Genomic DNA, 25185 nt, shown 5'->3' on the forward strand with positions numbered 1-25185 from the left:
GGCTCCCGCTTGCTAACCTGATAGGTGTTACATGGCAGGCGCAAAAGAGATTCGCAGTAAGATTGCGAGCATCAAAAGCACGCAAAAGATTACCAGCGCCATGGAAAAAGTGGCGGTCAGCAAAATGCGCAAGGCACAAATGCGCATGGCTGCTAGCCGTCCTTATGCGGAGCGTATCCGCCAGGTAATTGGGCATCTGGCCAACGCCAACCCGGAATACCGCCACCCGTTCATGATCGACCGCGAAATCAAGCGTGTCGGTTATGTCGTCGTGAGCAGTGACCGTGGTTTGTGCGGTGGCTTGAACACCAACCTGTTCAAGGCCCTGGTCAAGGACATGGCGGTAAACCGCGAAAACGGCGTCGAGATTGATCTGTGTGTTGTTGGTAGCAAGGGTGCGGCCTTTTTCCGCAACTTCGGCGGTAACGTCGTTGCAGCTATCAGCCACCTGGGTGAAGAGCCGTCGATCAATGATCTGATCGGCAGCGTCAAGGTGATGCTGGATGCCTACCTGGACGGCCGTATTGACCGCCTGTCCGTGGTGTCCAACAAGTTCATCAACACCATGACGCAACAGCCTACCGTGGAGCAGTTGATTCCACTGGTGGCCACCCCGGATCAGGATCTCAAGCACCACTGGGACTATCTCTACGAACCGGATGCCAAAGAGCTGCTTGATGGCTTGATGGTCCGCTACGTTGAGTCGCAGGTCTACCAGGCGGTGGTCGAGAACAACGCGGCTGAACAAGCTGCGCGGATGATCGCGATGAAGAACGCTACCGACAACGCCGGTGATTTGATCAGCGATTTGCAGCTGATCTACAACAAGGCGCGTCAGGCTGCGATCACCCAAGAGATCTCGGAAATCGTCGGCGGCGCTGCCGCGGTTTAACGGTTCAAATATTCAGAGGATCCAGCTATGAGTAGCGGACGTATCGTTCAAATCATCGGCGCCGTTATCGACGTGGAATTTCCACGCGACAGCGTACCGAGCATCTACAACGCGCTGACAGTTCAAAGCGCGGCCGGAACCACTCTGGAAGTTCAGCAGCAGCTGGGCGACGGCGTGGTTCGTACCATTGCGATGGGTTCCACCGAGGGCTTGAAGCGCGGTCTGGAAGTTACCGACTCTGGCGCAGCCATCTCCGTACCGGTCGGTAAAGCGACCCTGGGCCGGATCATGGACGTGCTCGGTAACCCGATCGACGAAGCTGGCCCGATCGACACCGAAGAACGTTGGGGCATTCACCGTCCAGCGCCTTCGTTCGCTGAACAGGCAGGCGGCAACGACCTGCTGGAAACCGGCATCAAGGTTATCGACCTAGTTTGCCCGTTTGCCAAAGGCGGTAAAGTCGGTCTGTTCGGTGGTGCCGGTGTAGGCAAAACCGTAAACATGATGGAACTGATCCGTAACATCGCCATCGAGCACAGCGGTTATTCCGTGTTCGCCGGTGTGGGTGAGCGTACTCGTGAGGGTAACGACTTCTACCACGAGATGAAGGACTCCAACGTTCTGGACAAAGTGGCACTGGTTTACGGTCAGATGAACGAGCCGCCGGGTAACCGTCTGCGCGTAGCACTGACTGGCCTGACCATGGCCGAGAAGTTCCGTGACGAAGGTAACGACGTTCTGCTGTTCGTCGACAACATCTATCGTTACACCCTGGCCGGTACTGAAGTATCCGCACTGCTGGGCCGTATGCCTTCGGCAGTAGGTTACCAGCCGACCCTGGCTGAAGAGATGGGCGTTCTGCAAGAACGTATCACTTCGACCAAGGAAGGTTCGATCACTTCGATCCAAGCGGTATACGTACCTGCGGATGACTTGACCGACCCGTCGCCTGCGACCACCTTCGCCCACTTGGACGCCACCGTCGTTCTGTCCCGTGACATCGCATCCCTGGGTATCTACCCGGCGGTAGATCCACTGGATTCGACTTCGCGCCAGCTGGACCCGAACGTAATCGGTCAGGATCACTACGACACCGCTCGCGGCGTTCAGTACGTTCTGCAACGTTACAAAGAGCTGAAAGACATCATCGCGATCCTGGGTATGGACGAGCTTTCGGAAGCCGACAAACAGTTGGTTAACCGTGCTCGTAAGATCCAGCGCTTCTTGTCGCAGCCGTTCTTCGTGGCTGAAGTCTTCACCGGTGCTTCGGGTAAATACGTTTCCCTGAAAGACACCATTGCTGGCTTCAAAGGCATCCTCAACGGTGACTACGACCACCTGCCAGAACAAGCGTTCTACATGGTTGGCGGCATCGAAGAAGCGATCGAGAAAGCCAAGAAACTGTAATCCCGGCGCCCGGCAACGGGCGCTAATTTAGGTTGAGGCAATCAGATGGCTATGACAGTCCATTGCGATATCGTCAGCGCGGAAGGGGAAATCTTTTCCGGCCTGGTCGAGATGGTGATTGCGCACGGTGCACTGGGTGATCTTGGTATCGCTCTGGGTCACGCGCCGCTGATCACTAATCTCAAGCCGGGTCCAATCCGCCTGATCAAGCAAGGCGGGGAAGCCGAGGTGTTTTACATCTCCGGTGGTTTCCTCGAGGTTCAGCCGAACATGGTCAAGGTGCTTGCCGACACTGTGCAACGTGCTGCCGACCTGGATGAAGCCTCCGCTCAGCAAGCCGTCCAGGCTGCCGAGAAGGCGTTGCATGAACGTGGCGCGGAGTTCGACTACGGCGCCGCTGCTACACGTCTGGCCGAGGCCGCAGCTCAGCTGCGCACCGTCCAGCAGATCCGCAAGAAGTTTGGCGGTTAATCCGTCAGTCACTTGTTGTGCGATTGATAAAAAAGGGTAGCCTCGGCTACCCTTTTTTCTTTTCCGATTTTTACAACCCGGTCGCAGTTGCTGACCACCCAGGATTGGTAGCCAGTCATGTCTCTCGAAATTGTTATCCTCGCGGCCGGTCAAGGCACTCGTATGCGTTCGGCGTTGCCGAAGGTCTTGCACCCGATTGCCGGCAATTCCATGTTGGGCCATGTTATCCACAGTGCCCGGCAACTTGATCCACAACGTATCCATGTAGTCATTGGCCACGGTGCCGATGTGGTACGTGAACGTCTGGCCGCTGATGATCTGAATTTCGTGCTGCAGGACAAGCAACTGGGCACCGGCCATGCGACCGCCCAGGCAGTGCCTTTCATTACTGCCGACACCGTGCTGATTCTTTACGGTGATGTGCCGCTGATTGAAGTCGAGACCTTGCAACGCCTGCTCAAGCACGTCGTTCCAGGCCAGATGGGTTTGCTGACCGTCGAGCTGGACGATCCGACGGGCTATGGCCGCATCGTGCGCGACGCCGATGGCAAAGTCGCCGCCATCGTCGAGCACAAAGATGCCAGTCAAGCCCAACGTGCAATCACCGAAGGCAACACCGGCATTCTCGCCGTGCCAGCCAATCGTCTGGCCGACTGGATGAGCCGCCTGTCGAACAACAACGCGCAGGGCGAGTATTACCTGACGGACGTGATCGAAATGGCGGTCAACGACGGTCTGGTGGTGGCCACGGAACAGCCGCACGATCCGATGGAAGTGCAGGGCGCCAACGACCGCAAGCAACTGTCCGAACTGGAGCGTCATTACCAGTTGCGCGCCGGTCGCCGCCTGATGGCGCAGGGCGTTACCCTGCGTGACCCGGCACGTTTTGATGTGCGCGGCGAGGTGACCGTCGGTCGCGACGTACTGATCGATATCAACGTGATTCTCGAAGGCAACGTCGTTATTGAAGATGACGTGGTGATTGGCCCGAATTGCGTGATCAAGGACAGTACGCTGCGCAAAGGCGTGATCGTCAAAGCCAACAGCCACATCGAAGGCGCGGTTCTCGGTGAAGGCAGCGATGCCGGCCCGTTTGCTCGCCTGCGTCCAGGCACTGTGCTGGAGGCCCGTGCCCATGTGGGTAACTTCGTTGAACTGAAAAACGCCCGTATGGGTGAGGGCGCCAAGGCTGGACATCTGACCTACCTGGGCGACGCCGAAATCGGTGCTCGCACCAACATAGGTGCCGGCACGATTACCTGTAACTACGATGGCGCCAACAAGTGGAAAACCGTGTTGGGCGAAGATGTGTTCATTGGTTCGAACAACTCATTGGTCGCACCTGTGGATATCTCCAGCGGTGCAACCACAGCGGCCGGTTCGACCATTACTCAAAATGTGGATAACGCGCAGTTGGCTGTTGGTCGTGCGCGGCAAAAGAACATCGATGGCTGGAAACGGCCGGAGAAGATCAAGAAGAGCTGAGTTATCCACAATGTTGTTCCATGTGGGAGCGGGCTTGCTCGCGAATGCGGTGCATCAGGCACACAATCAGTGACTGATACGCCGCATTCGCGAGCAAGCCCGCTCCCATTTTGGTTTGTGGCGCTCTCAAAAAAGTCGGCCCGCCGCTTGACGACCTTTCAGCAATAGGTTTTGATTAGTTCCGTTATCTTTCGAAACGAAACATTAAATCACCATGTCGAAACGCAACACACCCCAACGCCGCCACAACATACTGGCCTTGCTCAACGAGCAGGGCGAAGTGAGTGTGGATGAACTGGCCAAGCGCTTCGAAACTTCCGAAGTTACGATTCGCAAGGATCTCGCCGCGCTGGAAAGTCACGGTCTGTTGCTGCGTCGCTACGGCGGGGCGATCACCATGCCCCAGGAACTGGTCGCGGAAACTGCCCAAAGCGTTTCCAGATACAAGCAGGCGATTGCGCGTGCAGCGGTAAAACGAATCCGTGAACACGCACGCATCATCATCGACAGTGGCAGCACCACCGCCGCTATGATTCCCGAACTCGGCCAACAGCCGGGTCTGGTGGTGATGACCAACTCGCTGCACGTCGCCAACGCCTTGAGCGAACTCGAACACGAGCCCGTGCTGCTGATGACCGGCGGCACCTGGGATCCGCATTCGGAATCCTTTCAGGGCCAGGTGGCCGAGCAGGTACTACGCTCTTACGACTTCGATCAGTTGTTCATTGGTGCCGACGGCATCGACCTGGTGCGCGGCACCACCACGTTTAATGAGCTGCTGGGTTTGAGCCGGGTGATGGCTGAAGTCGCGCGCGAAGTGATCGTGATGGTCGAGGCCGACAAGATCGGCCGAAAGATTCCCAACCTGGAGCTGCCATGGAGCAGTGTCCATACCCTCATTACCGATGATCGCCTGCCCCATGAGGCCCGCGATCAGATTCAGGCCCGCGGCATCACTTTGATTTGCGCGGCTGTCAGTCAGGAGAAATAAGCATGTGTGGAATTGTCGGCGCAGTGGCTGAACGTAATATCACCGCCATCCTGCTCGAAGGCCTCAAGCGCCTCGAATACCGTGGCTATGACAGCGCAGGTGTAGCGGTCTACACCAACGACGAAACCCTGGAGCGCATGCGTCGCCCGGGCAAAGTCAGCGAACTCGAAACCGCGTTGGCTGAGCATCCACTGATCGGCCGTCTCGGAATTGCCCACACCCGTTGGGCAACCCACGGCGCACCGTGTGAACGCAACGCCCACCCGCATTTCTCCGGTGACATCGCGGTGGTGCACAACGGCATCATCGAAAACCACGAAGCTCTGCGTGAACAACTCAAAGCGCTGGGTTACGTGTTTACTTCGGACACTGACACTGAAGTCATTGCCCACCTGCTCAGCGAAAAGCTCAAGGAGCAACCTGACCTGACCGGCGCCCTCAAAGCCACTGTTAAAGAACTGCACGGTGCTTACGGTCTGGCAGTGATCAATGCCAAGCAACCGGATTGTCTGGTCGCCGCCCGCAGTGGCAGTCCACTGGTGATCGGTCTGGGTCTGGGCGAGAACTTCCTCGCTTCCGATCAACTGGCGTTGCGCCAGGTCACAGACCGCTTCATGTACCTGGAAGAGGGCGATATCGCCGAAATTCGTCGTGATAACGTGCAGATCTGGGATGTTCAGGGCAACGCTGTCGAGCGCCAGACCGTGCAGTACAGCGACGGTGCCGAAGCAGCGGACAAGGGTGAGTTCCGTCACTACATGCTCAAGGAAATCCACGAGCAGCCGACCGTTGTTCAGCGCACCCTCGAAGGTCGTCTGAGCAATGATCAAGTGCTGGTACAGGCATTCGGCCCGCAAGCGGCCGAACTGTTCGCCAAAGTACGCAATGTGCAGATCGTGGCCTGCGGCACCAGTTACCACGCTGGTATGGTTGCGCGTTACTGGCTCGAAGAACTGGCTGGTATCCCTTGCCAGGTCGAAGTCGCCAGCGAGTTCCGCTACCGCAAAGTGGTGGTGCAGCCAGATACCTTGTTTGTCACGATCTCGCAGTCCGGCGAAACCGCCGACACCCTGGCCGCGCTGCGCAACGCCAAAGAGCTGGGCTTTCTCGCCAGCCTGGCGATCTGCAACGTCGGCATCAGTTCGCTGGTACGCGAATCCGACCTGACCCTGCTGACCCAGGCCGGGCGCGAAATCGGTGTCGCCTCGACCAAAGCCTTCACCACGCAATTGGTCGGTCTGTTGCTGCTGACCCTTTCGCTGGGCCAAGTGCGCGGCACGCTGGCCAAAGGCATTGAAGCCACGCTGGTGGAAGAACTGCGTCGCCTGCCAACCCGCCTGGGCGAAGCCCTGGCGATGGACAGCACGGTCGAGAAAGTCGCCGAACTGTTCGCCGAGAAGAACCATACCTTGTTCCTCGGTCGCGGTGCGCAATTCCCGGTCGCGATGGAAGGCGCCTTGAAACTCAAGGAGATCTCCTACATCCACGCCGAAGCCTATCCAGCCGGAGAGCTGAAGCACGGCCCGCTCGCGCTTGTGGATAACGACATGCCGGTGGTCACCGTAGCGCCGAACAACGAACTGCTGGAGAAGCTTAAGTCCAACCTGCAGGAAGTGCGTGCGCGTGGTGGCGAACTGGTCGTGTTCGCCGACGAAAAAGCCGGGATGACCAACGGCGAAGGCACCCACGTCGTGCAGATGCCGCACATCCACGACATCCTGTCGCCAATCCTCTACACCATTCCGCTACAACTGCTGTCGTACTACGTTGCTGTGCTCAAGGGCACGGACGTGGATCAGCCGCGTAACCTGGCGAAGTCGGTAACGGTGGAATAAGTTATCCACAGCTGAGTTCGACCCCAAAAAATCGCAGCTTCGGCTGCGATTTTTGTATCTGATTCGAGGGTATCCATGGATCGCTTCCAGGAAATGCAAGTCTTTGCCGCCGTCGCCAAGGAGCAAGGCTTTGCCGCCGCCGCACGGCATCTGGGCCTGTCCGCCGCCAGCGTCACCCGTGCTGTGGCCGCACTGGAGCAGCGCATCGGTACGCAATTGCTGATTCGAACCACGCGCAGCGTGCATTTGAGCGAGGCGGGGCAACGTTATCTGGAGGACTGTCGCAGAATTCTCGCCGAGGTGCAGGAAGCCGAGGATTCGGCTGCCGGCAGTCACGCCCAGCCCCGTGGGCAATTGACGGTGACGGCGCCGGTGTTGTTTGGCGAGTTGTTTGTCACGCCGGTGATGGCCGGTTATCTGGCGCAGTATCCGGACGTTTCGATCAATGCCCTGTTGCTCGATCGGGTGGTGAGCATGGTTGAGGAGGGTATCGATGTCGCGGTGCGCATCGGTGAACTGGCGGACAGCAATCAGCATGCGATTCGCGTGGGCGAGGTTCGGCGGGTGGTTTGCGGTTCGCCGCAATACCTGGCCGATCACGGCCGCCCCACGCATCCTCAGGCGTTGGCCGGTTTGCCCGTGGTGGCGACTTCGGCCACCGGCCAGATACGCACCTGGCCGTTTCTCGAACAGGGCGAACCATTGATCGTGCGCCCGGAGCCGCGTCTGGTAGTCACCGCCAATCAGGCTGCGATCACGGCCGCGTGTCTGGGACTGGGGCTGACCCGGGTGCTTTCCTATCAAGTGGCGAACAAGGTCGCGGCCGGCGAACTGGAAATCGTCCTCGCTGACTTCGAACTGCCGCCGCTGCCGATTCATGTGGTGTATCAGGGCGGGCGCAAGGCGCCGGCGCGGGTGCGCAGTTTTGTTGATTTCACGGTAAATGCTCTGCGTGAGCATCCGGGGCTGAAAAATGCCGCTTTATTGCATGAGAAGAAATAATCGATTGCAAATGCTGGTGATTCTGTTGCTTCAAGGATAGGTAGAAGATGGGCTCCATCAGCGCTGCCACCCTTGGGCGGTGCGATCATCCAGCGGAGTCGACCATGCAACCGATCAAACTCTACAACTTCCCTCGTTCCGGCCACGCCCACCGGGTTGAGCTGATGCTGTCGCTGTTGCAACTGCCGACCGAACTGATCTTCGTCGATCTGGCCAAAGGCGAGCACAAACAGCCGGCGTATCTGGCGATCAACAGTTTCGGTCAGGTACCGGCCATTGATGACAATGGCGTGGTGTTGGCTGATTCCAACGCGATTCTGGTGTATCTGGCGCAGAAATATGGCAATGGCCGCTGGCTGCCAAGCGATCCGCTGGGCGCCGCACGGGTGCAGCGCTGGTTGTCGGCAGCCGCCGGGCCAATCGCCTTTGGCCCGGCGGCAGCACGGTTGATCACGGTGTTCGGGGCGAAACTCAATGCTGAAGAAGTGATTGCCCGTGCGCACAACCTGCTCAAGGTGATGGAAGTCGAACTGGGCAACACACCGTATCTGGCGGGCAGCGAGCCGACCATCGCCGACGTGTCGGCCTACAGCTACATTGCCCACGCGCCGGAAGGCAACGTGTCGCTGGATGACTATGGCAACGTGCGCGCCTGGCTGGCTCGGGTCGAAGCACTGCCCGGTTTTGTCGGCATGCCGCGCACCGTCGCCGGTCTGCAAACCGCAGTCTGATGCTCATCATCCACACTGCGCCGCAGGGGCAGAGGAGAGGTCGTGATGGAACGTTCACCTTGGCACGCGGGCGAGCGGCAACTGCAAGAGCATGTGGGGGTGGCCGAGCGCATGGAAGCATTCGGGCGTAAGGTCATTCGTACCTGGATGCCGGACCAGCACCGTGAGTTCTATCAGCAATTGCCGTTCATGTTGTACGGCGCAGTGGATGCCGAGGGGCGTCCTTGGGCCAGCGTGCTGGAAGGTGCGCCGGGGTTCGCCCATTCGCCCGATCCGCAGCGCCTGCAATTTGCCAGCCTGCCCGCCGATGATGATCCGGCGCCGATTCGTCATGGAGAGCCGGTCGGTTTGCTCGGCATCGAGTTGCACACCCGTCGGCGCAACCGGCTCAATGGTCATGTCACTAATCTTGAGGCGAGCGGTTTCGACGTGACGGTGGATCAGGCCTTCGGCAACTGCCCGCAGTACATTCAGTTGCGCCAGTTTCAGCGGGTGCCGCTGACTGATCCCGCGTCGCGGCCGGCGCGGCATCTGGATGCGCTGGACGACGCGGGTGCCGCGTTGATCGCCAGCGCCGACACGTTCTTTATCGCCAGTTACGTCGATGTCGATGGCCAGCGATCAGTGGACGTTTCCCACCGTGGCGGTCAGGCCGGTTTCGTACGCGTAGAAGGCAATCGTCTGACCATCCCGGATTTTGCCGGCAACCTGCACTTCAACACCCTCGGCAATCTGCTGCTCAACCCCAAGGCTGGCTTGCTGTTCATCGACTTTTCCACAGGCGATTTGCTGCACCTGAGCGGCCGTACGGAAATCGTCCTCGATGGGCCACAGATCGAGGCTTTCCAGGGGGCCGAACGGCTGTGGACATTTGATGTGGAAAAACTGGTGCGGCGCCCGGCAGCGCTGGCCTTGCGCTGGCGCTTCGATGGCATGTCGCCCACCAGTCTGCTGACCGGCAACTGGGCCGAGGCCGATGCCCGTTTGCAGGCACAGGCGTTGGGTAACCGTTGGCGGCCGCTGCGGGTGGCGAAGATCGAGGCAGAAAGTCGCAACATCCGCTCCATTTACCTGGAGCCGGACGATGGCGCCGGTTTGCCGGTGTTTCTCGCGGGTCAGCATCTACCGCTGCGTTTTACTCTCGATGGCGAGGTGCACATCCGCACTTACAGCCTGTCGAGTGCGCCATCGGATGGTTTTTACCGGATCAGTGTGAAGCGCGAAGGCCGCGTGTCGAGCCATTTGCATGAGCAGATCCAGGTGGGTGACGTGTTGGAGGCGCGAGCGCCGCAAGGGCATTTCACCGTGGCGCCGCTGGAACGCCGGCCGCTGGTGCTGTTGGCGGCCGGGGTCGGCATTACGCCGCTGCTGTCGATGCTGCGCGAAGTGGTTTATCAAGGTTTGCGCACGCGCAGGATTCGTCCGACGTGGTTGCTGCAGAGTTCGCGCAGCCTGGCCGATCAACCGTTTCGCAAGGAACTGGACCGTTTGTTGGACAGTGCGGGCGATGCGGTGCGGGTTCTGCGTTTGCTCAGTCAGCCGGAAGAGGATGCACACGAAGGTGAAGATTTTGACCTGCACGGGCGCATCGATGACGCGGTGCTGAGGAATCTGCTGGCGGTCGAGGATTACGATCAGATCGACTTTGTTCTGTGTGGCCCCGGCGCTTTCACCCAAGGTCTGTACGACAGCTTGCGCGAACTGGACGTGCGCGATGCGCAGATCCACGCCGAGACTTTCGGCCCTTCGACCCTTAAGCGGCGTGCCGATGCGGACGCCATCACGATTGAGCAGCCCCCGGCCGCCACCACCTCCGTGCCCGTGGTGTTCGAACGCTCGGCCAAGGAGGCCCGTTGGCAACCGGACGGTGGCAGTTTGCTGGAGCTGGCGGAAAGTCGCGGATTGCGTCCGGAATTCAGTTGCCGTGGTGGTTCGTGCGGTACCTGCAAGACCCGGTTGGTCAGCGGTGCGGTGAATTATCCACAGCCCCCCGCCGATATCCCGGAAGAGGGACAGGTGCTGATTTGCTGTGCGGTGCCGGCGCAGAGCGAGCAACCGCTGGTGCTGGATCTTTAAACCCGATCCTCCATTCGCCACCGAGGAGACATGTTTCAAGCGAAAGTCAGGCGTAGGACAGCGATTTTTCTTCCAGCAGTTCCTGATAAAGCGCTGTCCACTTGCGGCCCATTTCATCGGCTGTGAATAACTGCCGGTAACGGGCCTGCGCCTTCACTCCCATCTCTGCAGCGCGCAGCGGGTTTTCCCACAGGGTGCGCATCGCCTCGCGAAATGCCTGTGGATGACTTGGCGGCACCACCAGTCCCGTCTCGTTGTGGATATTGATGTAGCTGGTGCCGGTGCCGATCTCGCTGGAGATCATCGGTTTTCCGTACATCGCGCCTTCCAGCAGCGAGATGCCGAACGCTTCGGAGCGCAGGTGCGACGGGAAGACAATCGTGTAGCTCAATTGCAGCAGTGCGACCTTGTCCTCATCCCCAAGGCGTCCGAGGAAATGAATGTTACGCAGCCCCAGCGCTGCTGCCTGGGCGTGCAGTGCCTGCTCCAGCGGCCCGGCGCCGACGATGACCACCGGATAGTCCACATCTTTCATGGCGTCGAGCAGGATGTGCAGGCCTTTGTAATAGCGCATCACCCCGACGAACAGGAAAAACTTATCCCCAAGCTTTTGCCGCCAGTGGTTCATCCGCTCACTGTCCGCCTGTGGATAACCTGCTTTGTTCAAGCCGTAGGGAATCACCCGGGTCTTGTCCTGAAACTGCTGCAGGACATCGCTGGTGTGCAGGTAATTGGGCGAGGCCGCGACAATACGGTCGGCACTGGCGAGGAAGCGGTTCATCAGTGGCCGGTAGAGTTTGAGCAGGTGTTTTTGACGAATGATGTCCGAGTGGTAGGTGACCACGCTGGGTTTCTTGATGGCGCTGGCGAAATGCACCAGGTCCATGAACGGCCACGGGAAGTGGTAATTGACCACGTCCGCCTCGGCGGCCATTTCGCGAAACTGCTTGAACACGCTCCAGGAAAACCCGGTTGAGGCGAACTGGATGTCGAGTTTGGCGCGGTGCACTTCGTGCTGACCCAGTTGCACCACCGGCGGATTCGGGTCGGCGCTGAGCGTCAGCACCTGGCCGTCGACACCGTGTTGGGCACCACTTTCGCACAGTTGGAAGATCACTTGCTCGATGCCGCCGACCGAATCAGGCAGGTACGTCTTGAAAAAATGAAGAACTCGCATTCAACCTCCCATGGCCTGGCGGTAGGCACCGGCCGTAGCCTGTGCACAACGTTCCCAGGAAAAAAGCCGTGACTGCTGTAATCCGGCTTCTCGGCATGCCTGCCAATGTGCTTGATCGTCGATCAGTCGGCTCATCACGTCACGCAAGCCGTCTGCATCGTCAGCTTCAATATAGTTGCCGGCAGCGCCCGCCACTTCCGGCATCGCCGAAGCGCGGGTGACCACCACCGGCGTGCCGCTGGCCATCGCTTCCAGCACAGGAAGGCCGAAGCCTTCGTACCGCGACGGAAAAATCAGCGCCCGGGCGCCGGCCAACAATTGCGCGACTTGTTCATCGGGCAGATAACCGAGCAGGCACACATGCCCGCTGGCCAGTGCCTGACGCAGTTCGTCGCTGAACTGTTCACGCTGCCAGCCGGCCATGCCGACGATCAGCAGCGGAAAACGTTCACGCACGGCGTTCGGCAGCAGGGCATGGGCGCGCAGAGCCAGGCTCAGGTTTTTGCGCGGCTCCAGAGTGCCGACACACAGGAAGTATTCACGCACCTCGACCGCATGGGCCTTGAGCACGGCGTCGAGGGTGTGCGCCTCACGCGGATGGAAACGCTCGCAGACACCCAGCGGCGCCACGATAAAACGCTCGGCCGGCAGCCCGAAATGTTCCTGGGCTTCGTCGGCAATGGCCTGCGAGTCGGTCAGAATCAGCCGCGCTTGCTGTACGCCAGCCGCCAGTCGCCGTTCGATTTCCTTGAGTCGCGCGGGCGGCTGAGTGTCGGGAAAATTCAGGTGCGTCAGGTCGTGTAGCGTGATCACGGTCGGACCGTCGAAGGCCAGGGGCCACAGGCTCGGCTCGTGATACAGGTCGATGCCTTGGGTGCGGCCCTGATCGAAGCGTTTTTGTTCAAGCCAGCGGCGCGCCTGATAAGCCCCGGGAATCTGCCGCAGCAGTGGCGTCAACCGCGAATAGCCGGGCATGGCCGCTTCCGGCAGCGCTGAACTCCAGCCCCAGCCGTGAAACAACGTCACTTCAACATCGGGTTCGTTGCGCAAGGCGTTGACCAGTTCGGCGACGTAATGGCCGATACCGGTGCGCGGCGCCTGGAGAATCCGTGCGTTAAGGGCAATGCGCATGTCGCCTCGCTTGCGCCGCTGGCGCCTGCTGCACATTGCGCACGCTGCGTTCGGCCAGTTGCGCGCTGGCTTCGCGCCAACCGATCCATTGCCAATCGGCCACGTCGCGGGCGGCGGGGAACTGTCCGCTGCGCTGGAAGGTGTTGATCAGGTCGGCGAGGCTTTGCGGTTCCTGCAGATCGAAGTACGCCATGAACTCGCCGCCTATTTCGCGGAACACCGCAATGTCACTGCCCATCGCCGGCAAGCCGCGCTGCATGGCTTCCACCAGTGGCAGGCCGAAGCCTTCAACGAACGAGGGGAACACCAATGCACTGGCGTGGGCGTAAGCGTGTTCCAGGCTGGTGTCGTTCAGGTCGTTGAACATGAACAGTCGCCGGTTCAACTCGGGATGATTGCGCACCCGGGCGAGCAGGGCGTCGCACTTCCAGCCAATGCGCCCGGCAATGCACAGCCGCGCGGTCGAGCCGGTGGCCCAGGCGCGGTCGAAGGCGTCGAGCAGGTATTCGTGGTTCTTGCGCGGTTCGATGGTGCTGACCATCAAAAACACCGGCTCAGGATTGGCGAACAGCCGTTGCAGGGACGCGGCCACGGTGGCCTTGGCGCTGTGCAGATCCAGTTCGGAACCGAGATGGAAGTAATCGAACCAGTGTTTGTCGGTGCGTTCTGCACCGATCCGGCGCTGTAGTTCTTCGCGCACTTGATCGCGCACGGTGGCGGAAATTGCCATGTAGCCGTCGGCCGTTCGGGTGATCCAGTCGAACCACTCACTGAAAACCCGCACCAGCCGCGTGTCGTAGAACTGCGGATGGGTCAGGGGGATCAGGTCGTAGATCACCGCAATGATCCCGACGCCCTCGCGTTTGAGCCGTTCTACAGCCATGAAAAAATCCGAATGCCAGGACGAATCCAGTAGCACCAGTTGGTCGCCGGTCTGATGCTGCAAGGGTGAACAGCGTTTTGGCAGTTGGGTCCGATTGATCGCCCCGATAAAACGTAACGGCAGGCCAAATACACCGAAGGCCGTCAAGCGATACGAGACATACAGTGAGCGTCGCGCCAGTTTTGCTGTGCACTGGGCGTCGAGTCGTTGATGCCATTGCCCGAACCGATGGGCCATGCGTTCCAGGCGTTCGCCGAAACTGGCCAAGGCGTTGAACAGCGGGGTGTCCAGAGGTGCCAGGTGCTGTACGCGATAGAGTTGGCCGCGCAGCACAATGACTGGCACGCATTCGACGCCCTCGGCACTCGAAGGCAATTGCTTGATGACGTTGCGCACCACCCGCTGGATGCCCGAGTTGACCTTCGGGTGTTTGAACACATGGGTGCATTCCACCAGCAAGCGGGTCATGGCGCGCGCTCGGCAAGTCTGGCTTCGGTATGACGGGTAATCGTGGTTTGGGCGTTGAGCCACGAACAGCCGACGAAATCTTCCTGACGATTGTTGATGACGTGAAATACCAGGCCGTAGTCCCGCCATTCGAAGTTGCGATCCAGATGAGAGTCCAGACGCGACAGGCTCAGCGACACCGAATAGTTGCCCTTGCCCAGGCCCATGATGAACGCAAAGCGGTAGGTGAAGCGTTCGCCGGCACGCAGATCGGTCAGTGCCTTGTCCTGGCGATGGGTGTTGATGCCGTACATCATCTGGCCCAGACGATCCTTGAGGATGAAGCCCAGCACCAACCGCTCAATGTCCTTGCGCACCTCAACCTGGACTTCCAGCACCACCGGTTGACCGACTTCGGCGGCGTCGATGCTGTGATCCTGTTCATTCAGTAAACGCACGCCAAGAATGGCGGCCTCACCGGTACCCGACACGGTCTGCACCTCGCCGCCGGCGAGCATTTCCTGACGCACGACCTGGCCTTCGCGTTCGGCCATCAACGCGTTGTAATAATCGAGCACCACTTCCGGTTTGTCGTACATGGCCATGCGGCCATCCTTGAGCAGGATCGCCGAGTCGCAGATCGATTGAATGGCTGAGCGATCGTGAGACACGATCAACAGGGTGGTGCCGGCCTTGCGAAAGCTGCGAATGCGCTCGAAGCTCTTGTGCTGGAAGTAGGCGTCACCCACTGACAGCGCTTCGTCGACGATCAGGATGTCCGGTCGGCGGGCGGTGGCGACGCTGAACGCCAGGCGCATCTGCATGCCGCTGGAGTAGGTACGCACCGGGTGGTCGATGGCCTCGCCAATCTCGGCGAAGTACTCGATTTCAGGCATCAGCGCTTCGATTTCTTCAAGCTGCATGCCCAGCAACTGCCCAGCCATGATCGCGTTCTGGCGACCGGTAAAGTCGGCGTGAAAGCCCATGCCCAGTTCCAGCAATGCCGCCACCCGGCCTTCGATTTCGATCTTGCCACCGGTGGGTTGCGTGGTGCCGGTGATCATCTTCAACAAGGTACTTTTGCCGGCACCGTTGGCGCCGACAATGCCCACCGCTTCGCCGGGTGCGATCTCGAATTCGACATCTCGCAGCACCCAGTGCTGATGATGGCGCAGAGGCGAGAACGGAATCAGCCACTCGGCCAGGCGCGCCCAGCGGTTGGGGTATTGCTTGTAGGCCTTGCTCAGGCCGGTCACACGGATATGCCCCATCAGAGTTCATCCACCATTTCGCCGACGCGCTGGCGAAACAGCCGCAGGCCGATGACACACAACAACGCGCCCGCGACGAAAATCGGCAGCAGCGAACTCCAGACCGGCCACTGCCCGTAAAGGAACAGATTCTGATAGCTGGCAATCAGGTTGGTCAGCGGGTTGAGCTGCAACAGATGCTGAACCCATTCCGGAAGGATGCTGATCGGGTACACGATCGGTGTGAGCCAGAACCAGAATTGCAGGCAGATCGCGAAGAGCTGGCCGACATCACGAAAGAACACGTTGAGTACGCCAAGCACCATTCCCAGGCCGGCACAGAACATCATTTGCAGGAGGATCAGCGGCAACAGCGCCAGCAAGGCCATGCCCGGCCAGCGCCCGGAGACCAGCAGAAAGCCCAGAAACAGACCGATGATGATCGCGAAGTTGATCCCGGCATTGATCAGCACGATCACTGGCAGGCAGATCCGCGGGAAGCTGATTTTCTTCAGCAGGTTGGCGTTGTCCAGAAACATGGTCTGGCTGCGCAGGGTGATTTCCGAAAACAGTCCCCACGCCAGGAGCCCGGCGCAGAGGTAGACGCTGTAGGCCATGCTGTCGTCCACACCCGGCAGTCGCGCGCGCATGATGTGGGAAAAGATCACGGTGTAGACGACGATCATCGACAACGGGTTGAAGATCGGCCACAACGCACCGAACAGCGAGTTGCGATAGCGCGCTTGAAACTCTCGCTTGACGCTACCGAGGATGAATCCGCGGTAGCTGTGCAGCGAGCGGTACAGGGAAAACAGCATTCAAACCGTCCTGCCGTAGTGGTCTTCGAAGCGAACGATGTCGTCCTCTCCCAGGTATTCGCCGCTTTGCACTTCGATGATCACCAGGTCGATCACCCCGGGATTTTCCAGGCGATGGCGGTGGCCGGCGGCAATGAACGTCGATTCGTTCTTGGCCACCAACGTCGTGCCGGAGCCATTATTGGTGACCTTGGCCATGCCTTCGACCACCACCCAGTGCTCGTTGCGGTGATGGTGCATTTGCAGGGACAGCTTGCCGCCGGGTTTGACCACGATGCGTTTGATCTTGAAGCGCGGGCCTTCCTCAAGGACGGTGTAGGTGCCCCACGGACGGCTGACCGTACGGTGCAGGCGATAGGCTTCGTGGGATTTGTCCTTGAGCTGCTTGGCGACGCGCCGCACATCCTGTGCACGGTCGGCGTGGGCGATCAGCACGGCATCGGCGGTGTCGACCACAATAAGGTTATCCACCCCCACGGCGGCGACCAGTCGGCCCTCGCTCTGGACGAAGTTGTTGTGGCTGTCGATGAAGATTGCTTCGCCGCTGGCGCGGTTGTTGTCGGCATCGGCCGGGACCAGCGCCGCGACGGCGCCCCACGAACCGATGTCGCTCCAGTCGAAACCGGCAGGCACGACCACGACTTTTTCCGAGCGCTCCATCAACGCGTAGTCGATGGAGATGTCGGTGATTTCAGCGAACAGCGCAGGCGACAGTTCCTGTTGCAGGCAGCCGACGGTCTCCACCGGGACGCTGGCGGCCATGCAGGCGCGGGTCTGCTCCAGCAGTTGCGGCGCGTGCAGTTGCAGCTCGGCGATCACCGCAGCGGTGGTGAAGCAGAACATGCCGGAGTTCCACAGGAAGTTGCCGCTCTCCAGGTAATGCGTAGCGGTTTGCAGGTCGGGTTTTTCCACGAAGCGCTGCACTTTGGCCGCGCCTTTGGCGTCCAGTGGCGCACCGGTTTCGATATAGCCGAAGCCGGTTTCCGGTGCGGTCGGCAGCACGCCGAAGGTCACCAGGTAACCGTCCTTCGCCAGATTCACCGCGTGCTCGACGGCCGTCTTGAGCGCGTCCTGATTGACGATCAAATGGTCGGCCGGCATTACCACCATGATCGCCTCGTCGCCATGCAACGCTTGCAGCGACAGGGCGGCGGCTGCGATGGCCGGGGCCGTGTTGCGCCCGGTCGGCTCCAGCAGAAAGTGCCCGCGATGGCGCGACACGTGGGCGGCGCCATAGTGGTCTTTGCTCTGGAAGTAGTACTCGCGGTTGGTCACCGTGACGATGTCACCCCAGCCGTCCAGCAACGCCGCTGCACGCTGATAGGTCTTGCCCAGCAGCGACTGGCCGTCGGGCAGGGTCATGAACGGCTTGGGATGGCCCTCGCGGGACACCGGCCACAAACGGGTACCGGCACCGCCGGACAGAATCACGGGGATCAGCATGGCCTACTCCTTGGCGACGCGTTTCATGTCCGCATCCATCATCATGCGGATCAGGGTGTCCAGGTCGGTTTTCGGCTTCCAGCCCAGCACGCGCTGAGCCTTGGCCGGGTTGCCGAGCAGCACTTCGACTTCGGCCGGGCGGAAAAACGCCGGGTCGATCTTCACGTAATCGCGGTAGTTGAGGCCGACGTGATCGAAGGCGATGCGGCACATTTCACGCACCGTGGTGGTGACACCGGTGGCGACCACGAAATCGTCAGGCTTGTCCTGTTGCAGCATCAGCCACATGGCCTCGACGTAGTCGCCGGCAAACCCCCAGTCGCGTTTGGCGTCGATGTTGCCCAGCGCCAGCGCCTGCTGTTTGCCCTGCTTGATGCGGGCGGCAGCGTCAGTGACCTTGCGGGTAACAAACTCGATGCCGCGCAGCGGTGATTCGTGGTTGAAGAGGATGCCGCTGCTGGCGTGCAGATTGAAACTTTCGCGGTAGTTGACGGTGATCCAGTGGCCATACAGTTTGGCCACGCCGTAAGGACTGCGCGGGTAGAACGGCGTGTTCTCGTCCTGCTGTTCAGCCTGGATCAGCCCGAACATTTCGCTGGTCGATGCCTGATAGAAGCGGGTGTGCGGGCTGAACTGGCGGATCGCTTCGAGCAGATGCGTGACGCCGAGGCCATCGACAATGCCGGTGGTCACCGGTTGATCCCAGGAGGCCGCGACAAAACTCTGTGCGGCGAGGTTGTAGATTTCGTCTGGCGCCGATTTGATAACCGCACGCTGCACCGAGCAGGCATCGGCCATGTCACCGTCCAGATAGACGATGTCGGCTTCGACGCCCATCTCGCGCAAGCGCCAGCGCGAATCGCTGCTGCGGCGCGCCACGAAGCCGTAAACCTTGTAGCCCTTGTCGAGCAGCAACTTGGCCAGATACGCGCCGTCCTGTCCGGTGATCCCTGTGATCAATGCACTTTTTGTCATTCTTGTCGTACTCGCGTCTCCCAGTCGGACAGGATCGCCCGCAGGGATTGTTGTGTTGTGATGACTGGCGACCATCCGGTGGTTTTGGCCAGTTTTGCGTGGCTGCCGCAAACGCGGCGCTGATCGGCGCGACGCATGCGCGCCGGGTCCTGAACCAGTTGCATCTGGACTTCGGCCAGATCGCCCAACTGTTCGATGAGGCTGCGAATGCTTTGCTCGCGCCCTGAGCAGATGTTGTAAACCTGCCCCGGCTGGCCTTTTTCCAGCAGGGCGAAGTAGGCCGATACGACGTCGCCGACATCAAGGAAATCACGCGTCACGTCGATATCGCCGACTTCCAGTTGCGGGGCTTGCAGGCCTTGTTTGATGCGATTGATCTGGCGTGCAGCGCTGGCGATGACGAAGCTGTCTTTCTGCCCGGTGCCGATGTGGTTGAACGGGCGCGCCACCAGCACCGGCCAGTGTTCGCTCAAGCCCCATTGCAGGCTGAGGAACTCCGCCGAGAGTTTGCTCACGGCGTAAGGGTTGCGCGGGCAGGGGGTGTGTTGCTCGGTAATCGGCAGATCGCTTTCGCCCACCTGGCCGTAGACGTCGCCGGAACTGACATACAGAAAAGTGCCTGCGAAGCCACGAGCCTTGAGCGCCTGCAGCAGGTTGAGGGTGCCGAAAACATTGATTTCGAGGGTGCGGGCCGGATCGCGGAACGCTTCGGGGACGAAGGTCTGGCCGGCCAGATGAATCACCGCATCGGGCATTTGCGGCCACAGGTCGACAAGGCTGTTCGCATTCGTGAGGTCGTAGGGCGATGCGGCAGGCAGCAGCTCCCACGATGAATCGGGCAAAGCCAGACGTGACTGAATATGTTGTCCCACGAATCCACTGAGACCCGTGATGAACAGACGCTTTTTCAAACAGCGACCCCTTGGTCTTGAACTTGCGCCACTTTCCTACAGGCTTTGTTGGAAGGTCTGTCAGACCGGAGGAAAAACCGGGAAGACTACAGGCGAAGTCTGTTGTTGTAGTTGTTTGGCACCAATCTGTGCCAATTGAGCAGCAATTTCAACTGGCCAAACCGTGACCGGTCAGTTCTCGTTAGCGTAGCTGGATTTATTCTCGCCGGGCGGTTCCCGGACCCGCGATGGATGTGTTTAGAATGCCCCTCGTCGCCATCTCCCAAGGTTCGCCAGAGGGGTGTGCAACTGAGTGAAACCGACCACTAAAACAAGAACGAAGACGTGCTGGATGACGAAGGACAAGTCTCGGTGATGCCGACTTGATCCAACGCCTGGTCGTCATAGCATGAAGCGGCCAGGACGGCAGTTTCATCGTGGGATGCCATGAATTTCATTCTCTACTCGGACGTCAACGACAGCTCCATCAGCCAGAGCCTCGGGCGTCCTGAATACAGCTACTACTTCGTGCTCAAGGCTTATCGCCCGGTGCTGGAAAGCCTTGGGCGCGTGCATGTGGTGTCGTCCACTGCCGACGTCGATGCGCTTTATCGGCAACGGCTCGCCGCCGGCGAAGACAGCGTTTTCCTGTCATTCACCCCGCCACAGAAAACCCCGGTCGACCTGCAATGCCCGACGATTTGCGTGGTCGCGTGGGAGTTCGATTCGATCCCCGATGAGTCGTGGGACAACGATCCGCGACAGGACTGGACGCAGATGCTCGCTCGTCAGGGGCGGGTCATCACCCTGTCGAGCCATACTGCCCGGGCCATTCGCCGGGCCATGGGAGAAAACTTTCCGGTGTTGGTGTTGCCGACACCGCTGTGGGAGCAGTACGCGCAGGTTCGTCAGCAGCATGTCCCTGTGCCAGTCAATCCGGGTGCAACGCTGGCGATCAAGGGCTGCATTTTCGATACGCGCACACTCGAACTGTCTGCCGATGCGTTGATCCCCAAACCACTGACGCCTGAGGAGCAAGCCGCGCTTGAAGCCGCCCGCCCGCCACCGCTGACCTTCAAGCGGCGCTTGGTCATCGCCCGGCATTACCTGCGGCTGTGGGCGCTAGACCAGGGGCGCGAGCAAGCAGAGCCGGTGCCTCGGGTGAAGTTTCTGCACAACTGGTATTGGGAAGGCATTCGCGACCTGGTCTCGGACAACCTTCACGGCTGGCTCGAACAGCGCTTTGCGGTGGTCTGCGGCCCGCAAGCGGTGCCCGTGGATGAACCGCTGCCGGTGGATTTGCCGGACACCACATCAGTGGTCCAGACCCATGTCGACGGTGTGGTCTACGTCAGCGTGTTCAACCCCAAGGATGGTCGCAAGAACTGGCATCATCTGGTCACCGCGTTCTGCTGGGCCTTTCGCCAAACGAGCGACGCGACACTGGTGTTGAAGATCACCCAGAACGATCTGGCGTCCTACTACAACGAGTTGATGACGTTGCTCGCCCAGCTCACGCCGTTCGCCTGCCGGGTGGTAGTGATGCACGGCTATCTGGACGATGCGCAGTACGCCGGGCTCTACAAGGCTGCCAGTTTTTACGTCAACGCCTCACGCTGCGAAGGCTTGTGCCTGCCATTGATGGAGTTCATGTCCAGCGGCAAACCGGTGATCGCACCGGATCATACGGCCATGGAAGACTACATCGATGACGCGGTAGCGTTTGTGGTCAAGTCCAGCGAAGAGCTGACCATCTGGCCACAGGACACGCGCATCATTTACCGCACTCTGCGTTACCGCCCTGATTGGGGATCGCTGAAAAACGCTTACGAACAGAGCTACCGGATGGCCAAGACACAGCCGCAGGATTATCAGCGCATGTCTGCTGCTGCAGTGCAACGCATGCACGATTACTGTGCCTTCGCCCCGGTGCAAAAACGCATGGCGGATTTTTTCGGGCCGGTAGCGCCAGTCGCCGATGCTGCGACAGTGACGGATAGCGCCTCATGCTGATCATCATTCATTCGGAAACCAACCAGCACACCATCGCGCAAAATCTCGGGCGTTCGGAGTACAGCTATTACTTCGTGCTCAAGGAATACCGTCCGGTGCTTGAACGGCTTGGACGGGTGGTGGAGGTTGCCGATCCGCCGCGTGAAGTCGACGCGCTCTATCGCGAGTGCCTGGGCCGTGGCGAACCTTGCGTGTTCCTGTCGTTTTCCCCGCCCCACCGCACGCCGGTGCAACTGGCCTGTCCGACCCTGCCGGTGTTTGCCTGGGAGTTCAGCACCATCCCCAACGAAGCGTTTGCCGATGAACCGCGCAACGACTGGCGTACCGTGCTGCACGCCTGCGGGGCGGCGATCACTCACTCCAGTTATACGGTCAACGCAGTGCGCGAGGCGATGGGCGCGGCTTACCCTATCGTCGCGGTGCCGGCGCCAGTCTGGGATCGTTTCGCGGCGCGGGGTGCGCCGTTGCAGCGGCATCCTGAGGGGCAATCGTTTCGCTTGAAGATCAAAGGTCTGGTGGTCGACAGCCGCGTACTTGATCTGAATGCGTTCGGGCCCAAACCTTTGCGCCGCGGCAAAGGCATTGATTTTGCCGCGCCGGTTACCGAGCAGGAGCTGGTGCTCGACGGTGTGGTGTATACCTCGGTGTTCAATCCGGGCGATGGCCGCAAGAACTGGGAAGACATGCTCAGCGCTTTCTGCGTGAGTTTTCGCGACGTCGACGACGCCACGCTGGTGCTCAAACTCACCCACCACGATGCCAAAGAAGCACTCAGCGACATCCTCCATCACCTGTACAAAAATCAGTCTTATCGCTGCCGCATCGTGCTGATCTACGGTTACCTTGCCGATCCCGATTACGAGCGACTGGTGCAGGCGACCCGCTATGTCGTGAATACCTCCTACGGCGAAGGCCAGTGCCTGCCGCTGATGGAGTTCATGTCGTGTGGCAAACCGGCGGTGGCCCCGCGTACCACGGCGATGATCGATTACCTGAGTGCCGATAATGCGTTCCTGATCGAATCCACCGACGAACTCACGGCCTGGCCTCACGATCCGCGCAAGGCGTTCCGCACGCTGCGTTACGTGACTAACTGGGCGTCACTGTGCCAAGCCTATAAAGCCAGTTATGACGTGGCGAAAAACGATCCGGCACGCTATGCACAGATGTCGGCGCAAGCCGTCAGCAGCCTGCAAGGGTTTTGCAGTCAGGCGGTGGCCGAGCAGCGTTTGCAGGTCTTTCTCGCGCAGTTGTTCGAGCGCTGCGCTGGCGTCGCGCAAGCTCCCGAATCATGAACAGCAAACGGATCATGGACATTGAGGTCCTGCGCGCCATCGCCGTGCTCGGGGTGCTGTTTCATCACTTACAGGGCAGCCTGTTCACTGATTCGGTGCCGTTGCTGGAAAAAATCCATGGCTGGGCGCAACCGTGGTGGGGCGTCGATCTCTTTTTTGCCATCTCCGGATTCGTCATAGCCCGTAGCCTGATTCCGGCGCTGCGGGTCTGCACGACCCGTCAGGAATACTGGGTACAGACACGGAATTTCTGGCTGCGCCGTGCCTTTCGCTTATTGCCTTCAGCCTGGCTGTGGCTGGCACTGATGCTGCTGGCGTGCGTTCTTCTCAATCGCTCGGGGGCGTTCGGTACGCTGTACGCCAACCTGCAAGCGACGCTGGCTGGGGTGCTGCAATACGCCAACTTGCGCTTTGCCGACAGCTTCTTTCATTACGAATACGGCAGCAGTTTCGTCTACTGGAGCCTGTCGCTGGAGGAGCAGTTCTACTTGCTGTTCCCGCTGCTGATTGTGCTCTGTCGTCAACATCTGGTGTGGGCATTGCTGACGCTGGTCGCCGTGCAGCTTTTCACGCTGCGCACCCCGCTGCTGATGGTGGTGCGTACCGACGCCCTGGCCTTGGGCGTCTTGTTGGCGATGTGGAGCGCACAGCCGAGTTATCAGCGCTGGGAACCGACATTTCTGCGCAAGCCCTGGGCGGGAATTTGCGCGCTGCTGGTAATCAGTTTGTTGCTGAGCTTCATGGCCACCGACCGCTTCACGTTTGCCAATTACCGCATCGGTTCGATCGCTGTGCTCGGCGCGCTGCTGGTGTGGATCGCCTCGTACAACCGTGATTACCTGATGCCTGTCGGGGGCGTGCAGCGCTCTCTGGCATGGGTCGGCAGCCGTTCCTACGGGATCTATCTGATCCATATTCCGGCCTATCAACTGGTGCGTGAGCTGATCTTCCGTTTGCAGAGCGCTGGCCTGCCGAGTCCCGCGGGACACCCGGTCATCACGCTGTTGCTGGCGTTCGGCCTGATCGCGCTGCTCAGTGAACTCAATTACCGTTTCATTGAAATGCCCATGCGCAACCGTGGCGCCGCGTTCGTCAAACGCCTCGGTACCTCGCGAACCGCCGTCTCATCCACTGGAGCCACCTCATGCTGAGCCTTTTCAAGAAACTGACGGCGTCGACGCCTGCACCGGCCCCTGTTGCGGCCGCCGAGAAGACCGACCCGTACATGCTCGGCCTGCACGATGCAATGCTCAGCGGCTGGTTCAATCAGGAAACCGGCGAGCTGTTCAAGGGCTTTGCGGTGACGGCCGATGACACGCTGTTGGACGTCGGTTGTGGTGACGGCGGCAACGTGCATTTCTGTGGCATGCGCGGGGCGAAGATCATCATCGCCGACATTGACGGCGCCAAGGTCGAGGCCACCCGTCAGCGCCTGAGCGACACCCCGGCACGCGACATCGAATGCCACGTCACCGACTGCAACCCGCTACCGATTGCCGACGCTACGGCAACCCGCGTGGTGTCGACTGAAGTCATCGAGCACGTCGACGACCCTGCGCAGTTTCTTGCGGAGCTGGTGCGCGTCGGCAAGCCGGGCGCGCTGTACCTGTTGAGCGTGCCGCACCCAAGCTCCGAAGACCTGCAAAAAGACATCGCCGCCGCAGAGTATTTCCAGAAGCCCAATCACATCCGCATCATCAGCGAAGCGCAATTCAAGGCGATGGTCAGCGAGGCGGGGCTGGAAGTCATCAGCCACAGCCAGTACGGCTTTTACTGGTCGATGTGGATGTTGTTGTTCTGGGAGGCCAAAGTCGACTTCGGTAACCCGGATCATCCGTTGCTCAACCACTGGGCCGACACCTGGCAAGCGGTGCTGGACTCGCCACGAGGGGCACAAATCAAGCAGGCACTGGATGCGGTGGTGGCCAAAAGTCAGGTGATCATTGCCCGCAAGCCTTGAACCTTTTGACGCA

The 25185-nt window shown here is 60.0% G+C and carries 21 protein-coding genes; 13 read left to right on the top strand and 8 right to left on the bottom strand.

The genetic code is table 11. From position 1 onward, the window contains the following. Positions 1 to 31 precede the first annotated feature (31 nt). From atpG to AACY18_RS13305, 9 genes are all read left to right on the top strand, one after another. Positions 32 to 892 (top strand): F0F1 ATP synthase subunit gamma, encoded by an 861-nt coding sequence (atpG, locus tag AACY18_RS13265; protein ID WP_007911960.1) that lies wholly within the window; start codon positions 32 to 34, stop codon positions 890 to 892. A 27-nt stretch (positions 893 to 919) separates the two neighbouring features. Then, positions 920 to 2299, top strand: coding sequence for a F0F1 ATP synthase subunit beta (gene atpD / locus AACY18_RS13270; protein ID WP_339431433.1), 1380 nt, complete (start codon positions 920 to 922; stop codon positions 2297 to 2299). A 45-nt stretch (positions 2300 to 2344) separates the two neighbouring features. After that, on the top strand, positions 2345 to 2770 hold the full coding sequence (locus AACY18_RS13275) for a F0F1 ATP synthase subunit epsilon (protein WP_339431434.1): 426 nt from the start codon (positions 2345 to 2347) through the stop codon (positions 2768 to 2770). Positions 2771 to 2887: 117 nt separating this feature from the next. After that, on the top strand, positions 2888 to 4255 hold the full coding sequence (gene glmU, locus AACY18_RS13280) for a bifunctional UDP-N-acetylglucosamine diphosphorylase/glucosamine-1-phosphate N-acetyltransferase GlmU (RefSeq protein ID WP_339465119.1): 1368 nt from the start codon (positions 2888 to 2890) through the stop codon (positions 4253 to 4255). A 214-nt stretch (positions 4256 to 4469) separates the two neighbouring features. Continuing rightward, positions 4470 to 5246 carry a DeoR/GlpR family DNA-binding transcription regulator gene (locus AACY18_RS13285; RefSeq protein ID WP_339465120.1) on the top strand — a complete coding sequence of 259 codons (777 nt, stop codon included), beginning with the start codon at positions 4470 to 4472 and terminating at the stop codon, positions 5244 to 5246. A gap of 2 nt (positions 5247 to 5248) precedes the next feature. Further along, positions 5249 to 7081: a glutamine--fructose-6-phosphate transaminase (isomerizing) gene (glmS, locus tag AACY18_RS13290; RefSeq protein WP_339431437.1), complete on the top strand. Its 1833-nt coding sequence runs from the start codon at positions 5249 to 5251 to the stop codon at positions 7079 to 7081. A 75-nt stretch (positions 7082 to 7156) separates the two neighbouring features. Further along, complete coding sequence (locus AACY18_RS13295) at positions 7157 to 8083, top strand: LysR family transcriptional regulator (RefSeq protein ID WP_339431438.1); 927 nt, start codon at positions 7157 to 7159, stop codon at positions 8081 to 8083. 104 nt (positions 8084 to 8187) lie between these two features. Beyond that, positions 8188 to 8814, top strand: coding sequence for a glutathione S-transferase family protein (locus AACY18_RS13300; RefSeq protein ID WP_339431439.1), 627 nt, complete (start codon positions 8188 to 8190; stop codon positions 8812 to 8814). Between the two features lie 45 nt (positions 8815 to 8859). After that, positions 8860 to 10890: a pyridoxamine 5'-phosphate oxidase family protein gene (locus tag AACY18_RS13305; protein WP_339431440.1), complete on the top strand. Its 2031-nt coding sequence runs from the start codon at positions 8860 to 8862 to the stop codon at positions 10888 to 10890. Positions 10891 to 10936: 46 nt separating this feature from the next. Here the strand turns inward: AACY18_RS13305 and AACY18_RS13310 are convergent, their stop codons facing one another. Genes AACY18_RS13310 through AACY18_RS13345 form a run of 8 tightly spaced genes read right to left on the bottom strand, consistent with a single transcriptional unit; the run spans position 10937 to position 19925 of the window. Then, a complete protein-coding gene (locus tag AACY18_RS13310; protein ID WP_339431441.1) occupies positions 10937 to 12067 on the bottom strand; it encodes a glycosyltransferase family 4 protein in 1131 nt (376 codons plus the stop codon). Next, positions 12068 to 13198 (bottom strand): glycosyltransferase family 4 protein, encoded by a 1131-nt coding sequence (locus AACY18_RS13315; protein WP_339465121.1) that lies wholly within the window; start codon positions 13196 to 13198, stop codon positions 12068 to 12070. After that, positions 13182 to 14549 (bottom strand): glycosyltransferase family 4 protein, encoded by a 1368-nt coding sequence (locus tag AACY18_RS13320; protein WP_339465122.1) that lies wholly within the window; start codon positions 14547 to 14549, stop codon positions 13182 to 13184. The genes AACY18_RS13315 and AACY18_RS13320 overlap by 17 nt, the downstream gene beginning before the upstream one ends. Beyond that, positions 14546 to 15799: an ABC transporter ATP-binding protein gene (locus tag AACY18_RS13325; protein WP_339431444.1), complete on the bottom strand. Its 1254-nt coding sequence runs from the start codon at positions 15797 to 15799 to the stop codon at positions 14546 to 14548. The genes AACY18_RS13320 and AACY18_RS13325 overlap by 4 nt, the downstream gene beginning before the upstream one ends. After that, positions 15799 to 16596 (bottom strand): ABC transporter permease, encoded by a 798-nt coding sequence (locus tag AACY18_RS13330; RefSeq protein WP_339465123.1) that lies wholly within the window; start codon positions 16594 to 16596, stop codon positions 15799 to 15801. Before AACY18_RS13330 ends, AACY18_RS13325 begins: the two co-directional genes overlap by 1 nt. Beyond that, positions 16597 to 18039, bottom strand: coding sequence for a mannose-1-phosphate guanylyltransferase/mannose-6-phosphate isomerase (locus AACY18_RS13335; RefSeq protein ID WP_339431446.1), 1443 nt, complete (start codon positions 18037 to 18039; stop codon positions 16597 to 16599). It lies immediately after the preceding gene. A 3-nt stretch (positions 18040 to 18042) separates the two neighbouring features. Further along, positions 18043 to 19014 carry a GDP-mannose 4,6-dehydratase gene (gmd, locus tag AACY18_RS13340; protein ID WP_339431447.1) on the bottom strand — a complete coding sequence of 324 codons (972 nt, stop codon included), beginning with the start codon at positions 19012 to 19014 and terminating at the stop codon, positions 18043 to 18045. Further along, a complete protein-coding gene (locus AACY18_RS13345; RefSeq protein ID WP_339431448.1) occupies positions 19011 to 19925 on the bottom strand; it encodes a GDP-mannose 4,6-dehydratase in 915 nt (304 codons plus the stop codon). The genes gmd and AACY18_RS13345 overlap by 4 nt, the downstream gene beginning before the upstream one ends. A gap of 426 nt (positions 19926 to 20351) precedes the next feature. Between AACY18_RS13345 and AACY18_RS13350 the strand changes: the two genes are divergently transcribed. Genes AACY18_RS13350 through AACY18_RS13365 form a run of 4 tightly spaced genes read left to right on the top strand, consistent with a single transcriptional unit; the run spans position 20352 to position 25172 of the window. Beyond that, positions 20352 to 21917, top strand: a complete 1566-nt coding sequence (locus AACY18_RS13350) for a glycosyltransferase (protein ID WP_339465125.1) — start codon at positions 20352 to 20354, stop codon at positions 21915 to 21917. After that, entirely contained in the window at positions 21911 to 23212 is a 1302-nt protein-coding gene (locus AACY18_RS13355) for a glycosyltransferase (RefSeq protein WP_339465127.1), read from the top strand. The genes AACY18_RS13350 and AACY18_RS13355 overlap by 7 nt, the downstream gene beginning before the upstream one ends. After that, complete coding sequence (locus AACY18_RS13360) at positions 23209 to 24363, top strand: acyltransferase family protein (protein ID WP_339465128.1); 1155 nt, start codon at positions 23209 to 23211, stop codon at positions 24361 to 24363. Before AACY18_RS13355 ends, AACY18_RS13360 begins: the two co-directional genes overlap by 4 nt. Continuing rightward, positions 24357 to 25172, top strand: a complete 816-nt coding sequence (locus AACY18_RS13365) for a class I SAM-dependent methyltransferase (RefSeq protein ID WP_339431452.1) — start codon at positions 24357 to 24359, stop codon at positions 25170 to 25172. The genes AACY18_RS13360 and AACY18_RS13365 overlap by 7 nt, the downstream gene beginning before the upstream one ends. Positions 25173 to 25185: the final 13 nt, after the last annotated feature.

The organism is Pseudomonas sp. EA_65y_Pfl2_P74 (assembly GCF_963970575.1).
Taxonomy (GTDB): Bacteria; Pseudomonadota; Gammaproteobacteria; order Pseudomonadales; family Pseudomonadaceae; genus Aquipseudomonas; species Aquipseudomonas baetica_A.

Bases quoted from the DNA above. Each gene is read 5' to 3' on its own strand.
- atpG (WP_007911960.1), top strand. From the start codon at position 32: ATGGCAGGCGCAAAAGAGATTCGCAGTAAGATTGCGAGCATCAAAAGC.
- atpD (WP_339431433.1), top strand. From the start codon at position 920: ATGAGTAGCGGACGTATCGTTCAAATCATCGGCGCCGTTATCGACGTG.
- AACY18_RS13275 (WP_339431434.1), top strand. From the start codon at position 2,345: ATGGCTATGACAGTCCATTGCGATATCGTCAGCGCGGAAGGGGAAATC.
- glmU (WP_339465119.1), top strand. From the start codon at position 2,888: ATGTCTCTCGAAATTGTTATCCTCGCGGCCGGTCAAGGCACTCGTATG.
- AACY18_RS13285 (WP_339465120.1), top strand. From the start codon at position 4,470: ATGTCGAAACGCAACACACCCCAACGCCGCCACAACATACTGGCCTTG.
- glmS (WP_339431437.1), top strand. From the start codon at position 5,249: ATGTGTGGAATTGTCGGCGCAGTGGCTGAACGTAATATCACCGCCATC.
- AACY18_RS13295 (WP_339431438.1), top strand. From the start codon at position 7,157: ATGGATCGCTTCCAGGAAATGCAAGTCTTTGCCGCCGTCGCCAAGGAG.
- AACY18_RS13300 (WP_339431439.1), top strand. From the start codon at position 8,188: ATGCAACCGATCAAACTCTACAACTTCCCTCGTTCCGGCCACGCCCAC.
- AACY18_RS13305 (WP_339431440.1), top strand. From the start codon at position 8,860: ATGGAACGTTCACCTTGGCACGCGGGCGAGCGGCAACTGCAAGAGCAT.
- AACY18_RS13310 (WP_339431441.1), bottom strand. From the start codon at position 12,067: ATGCGAGTTCTTCATTTTTTCAAGACGTACCTGCCTGATTCGGTCGGC.
- AACY18_RS13315 (WP_339465121.1), bottom strand. From the start codon at position 13,198: ATGCGCATTGCCCTTAACGCACGGATTCTCCAGGCGCCGCGCACCGGT.
- AACY18_RS13320 (WP_339465122.1), bottom strand. From the start codon at position 14,549: ATGACCCGCTTGCTGGTGGAATGCACCCATGTGTTCAAACACCCGAAG.
- AACY18_RS13325 (WP_339431444.1), bottom strand. From the start codon at position 15,799: ATGGGGCATATCCGTGTGACCGGCCTGAGCAAGGCCTACAAGCAATAC.
- AACY18_RS13330 (WP_339465123.1), bottom strand. From the start codon at position 16,596: ATGCTGTTTTCCCTGTACCGCTCGCTGCACAGCTACCGCGGATTCATC.
- AACY18_RS13335 (WP_339431446.1), bottom strand. From the start codon at position 18,039: ATGCTGATCCCCGTGATTCTGTCCGGCGGTGCCGGTACCCGTTTGTGG.
- gmd (WP_339431447.1), bottom strand. From the start codon at position 19,014: ATGACAAAAAGTGCATTGATCACAGGGATCACCGGACAGGACGGCGCG.
- AACY18_RS13350 (WP_339465125.1), top strand. From the start codon at position 20,352: ATGAATTTCATTCTCTACTCGGACGTCAACGACAGCTCCATCAGCCAG.
- AACY18_RS13355 (WP_339465127.1), top strand. From the start codon at position 21,911: ATGCTGATCATCATTCATTCGGAAACCAACCAGCACACCATCGCGCAA.
- AACY18_RS13360 (WP_339465128.1), top strand. From the start codon at position 23,209: ATGAACAGCAAACGGATCATGGACATTGAGGTCCTGCGCGCCATCGCC.
- AACY18_RS13365 (WP_339431452.1), top strand. From the start codon at position 24,357: ATGCTGAGCCTTTTCAAGAAACTGACGGCGTCGACGCCTGCACCGGCC.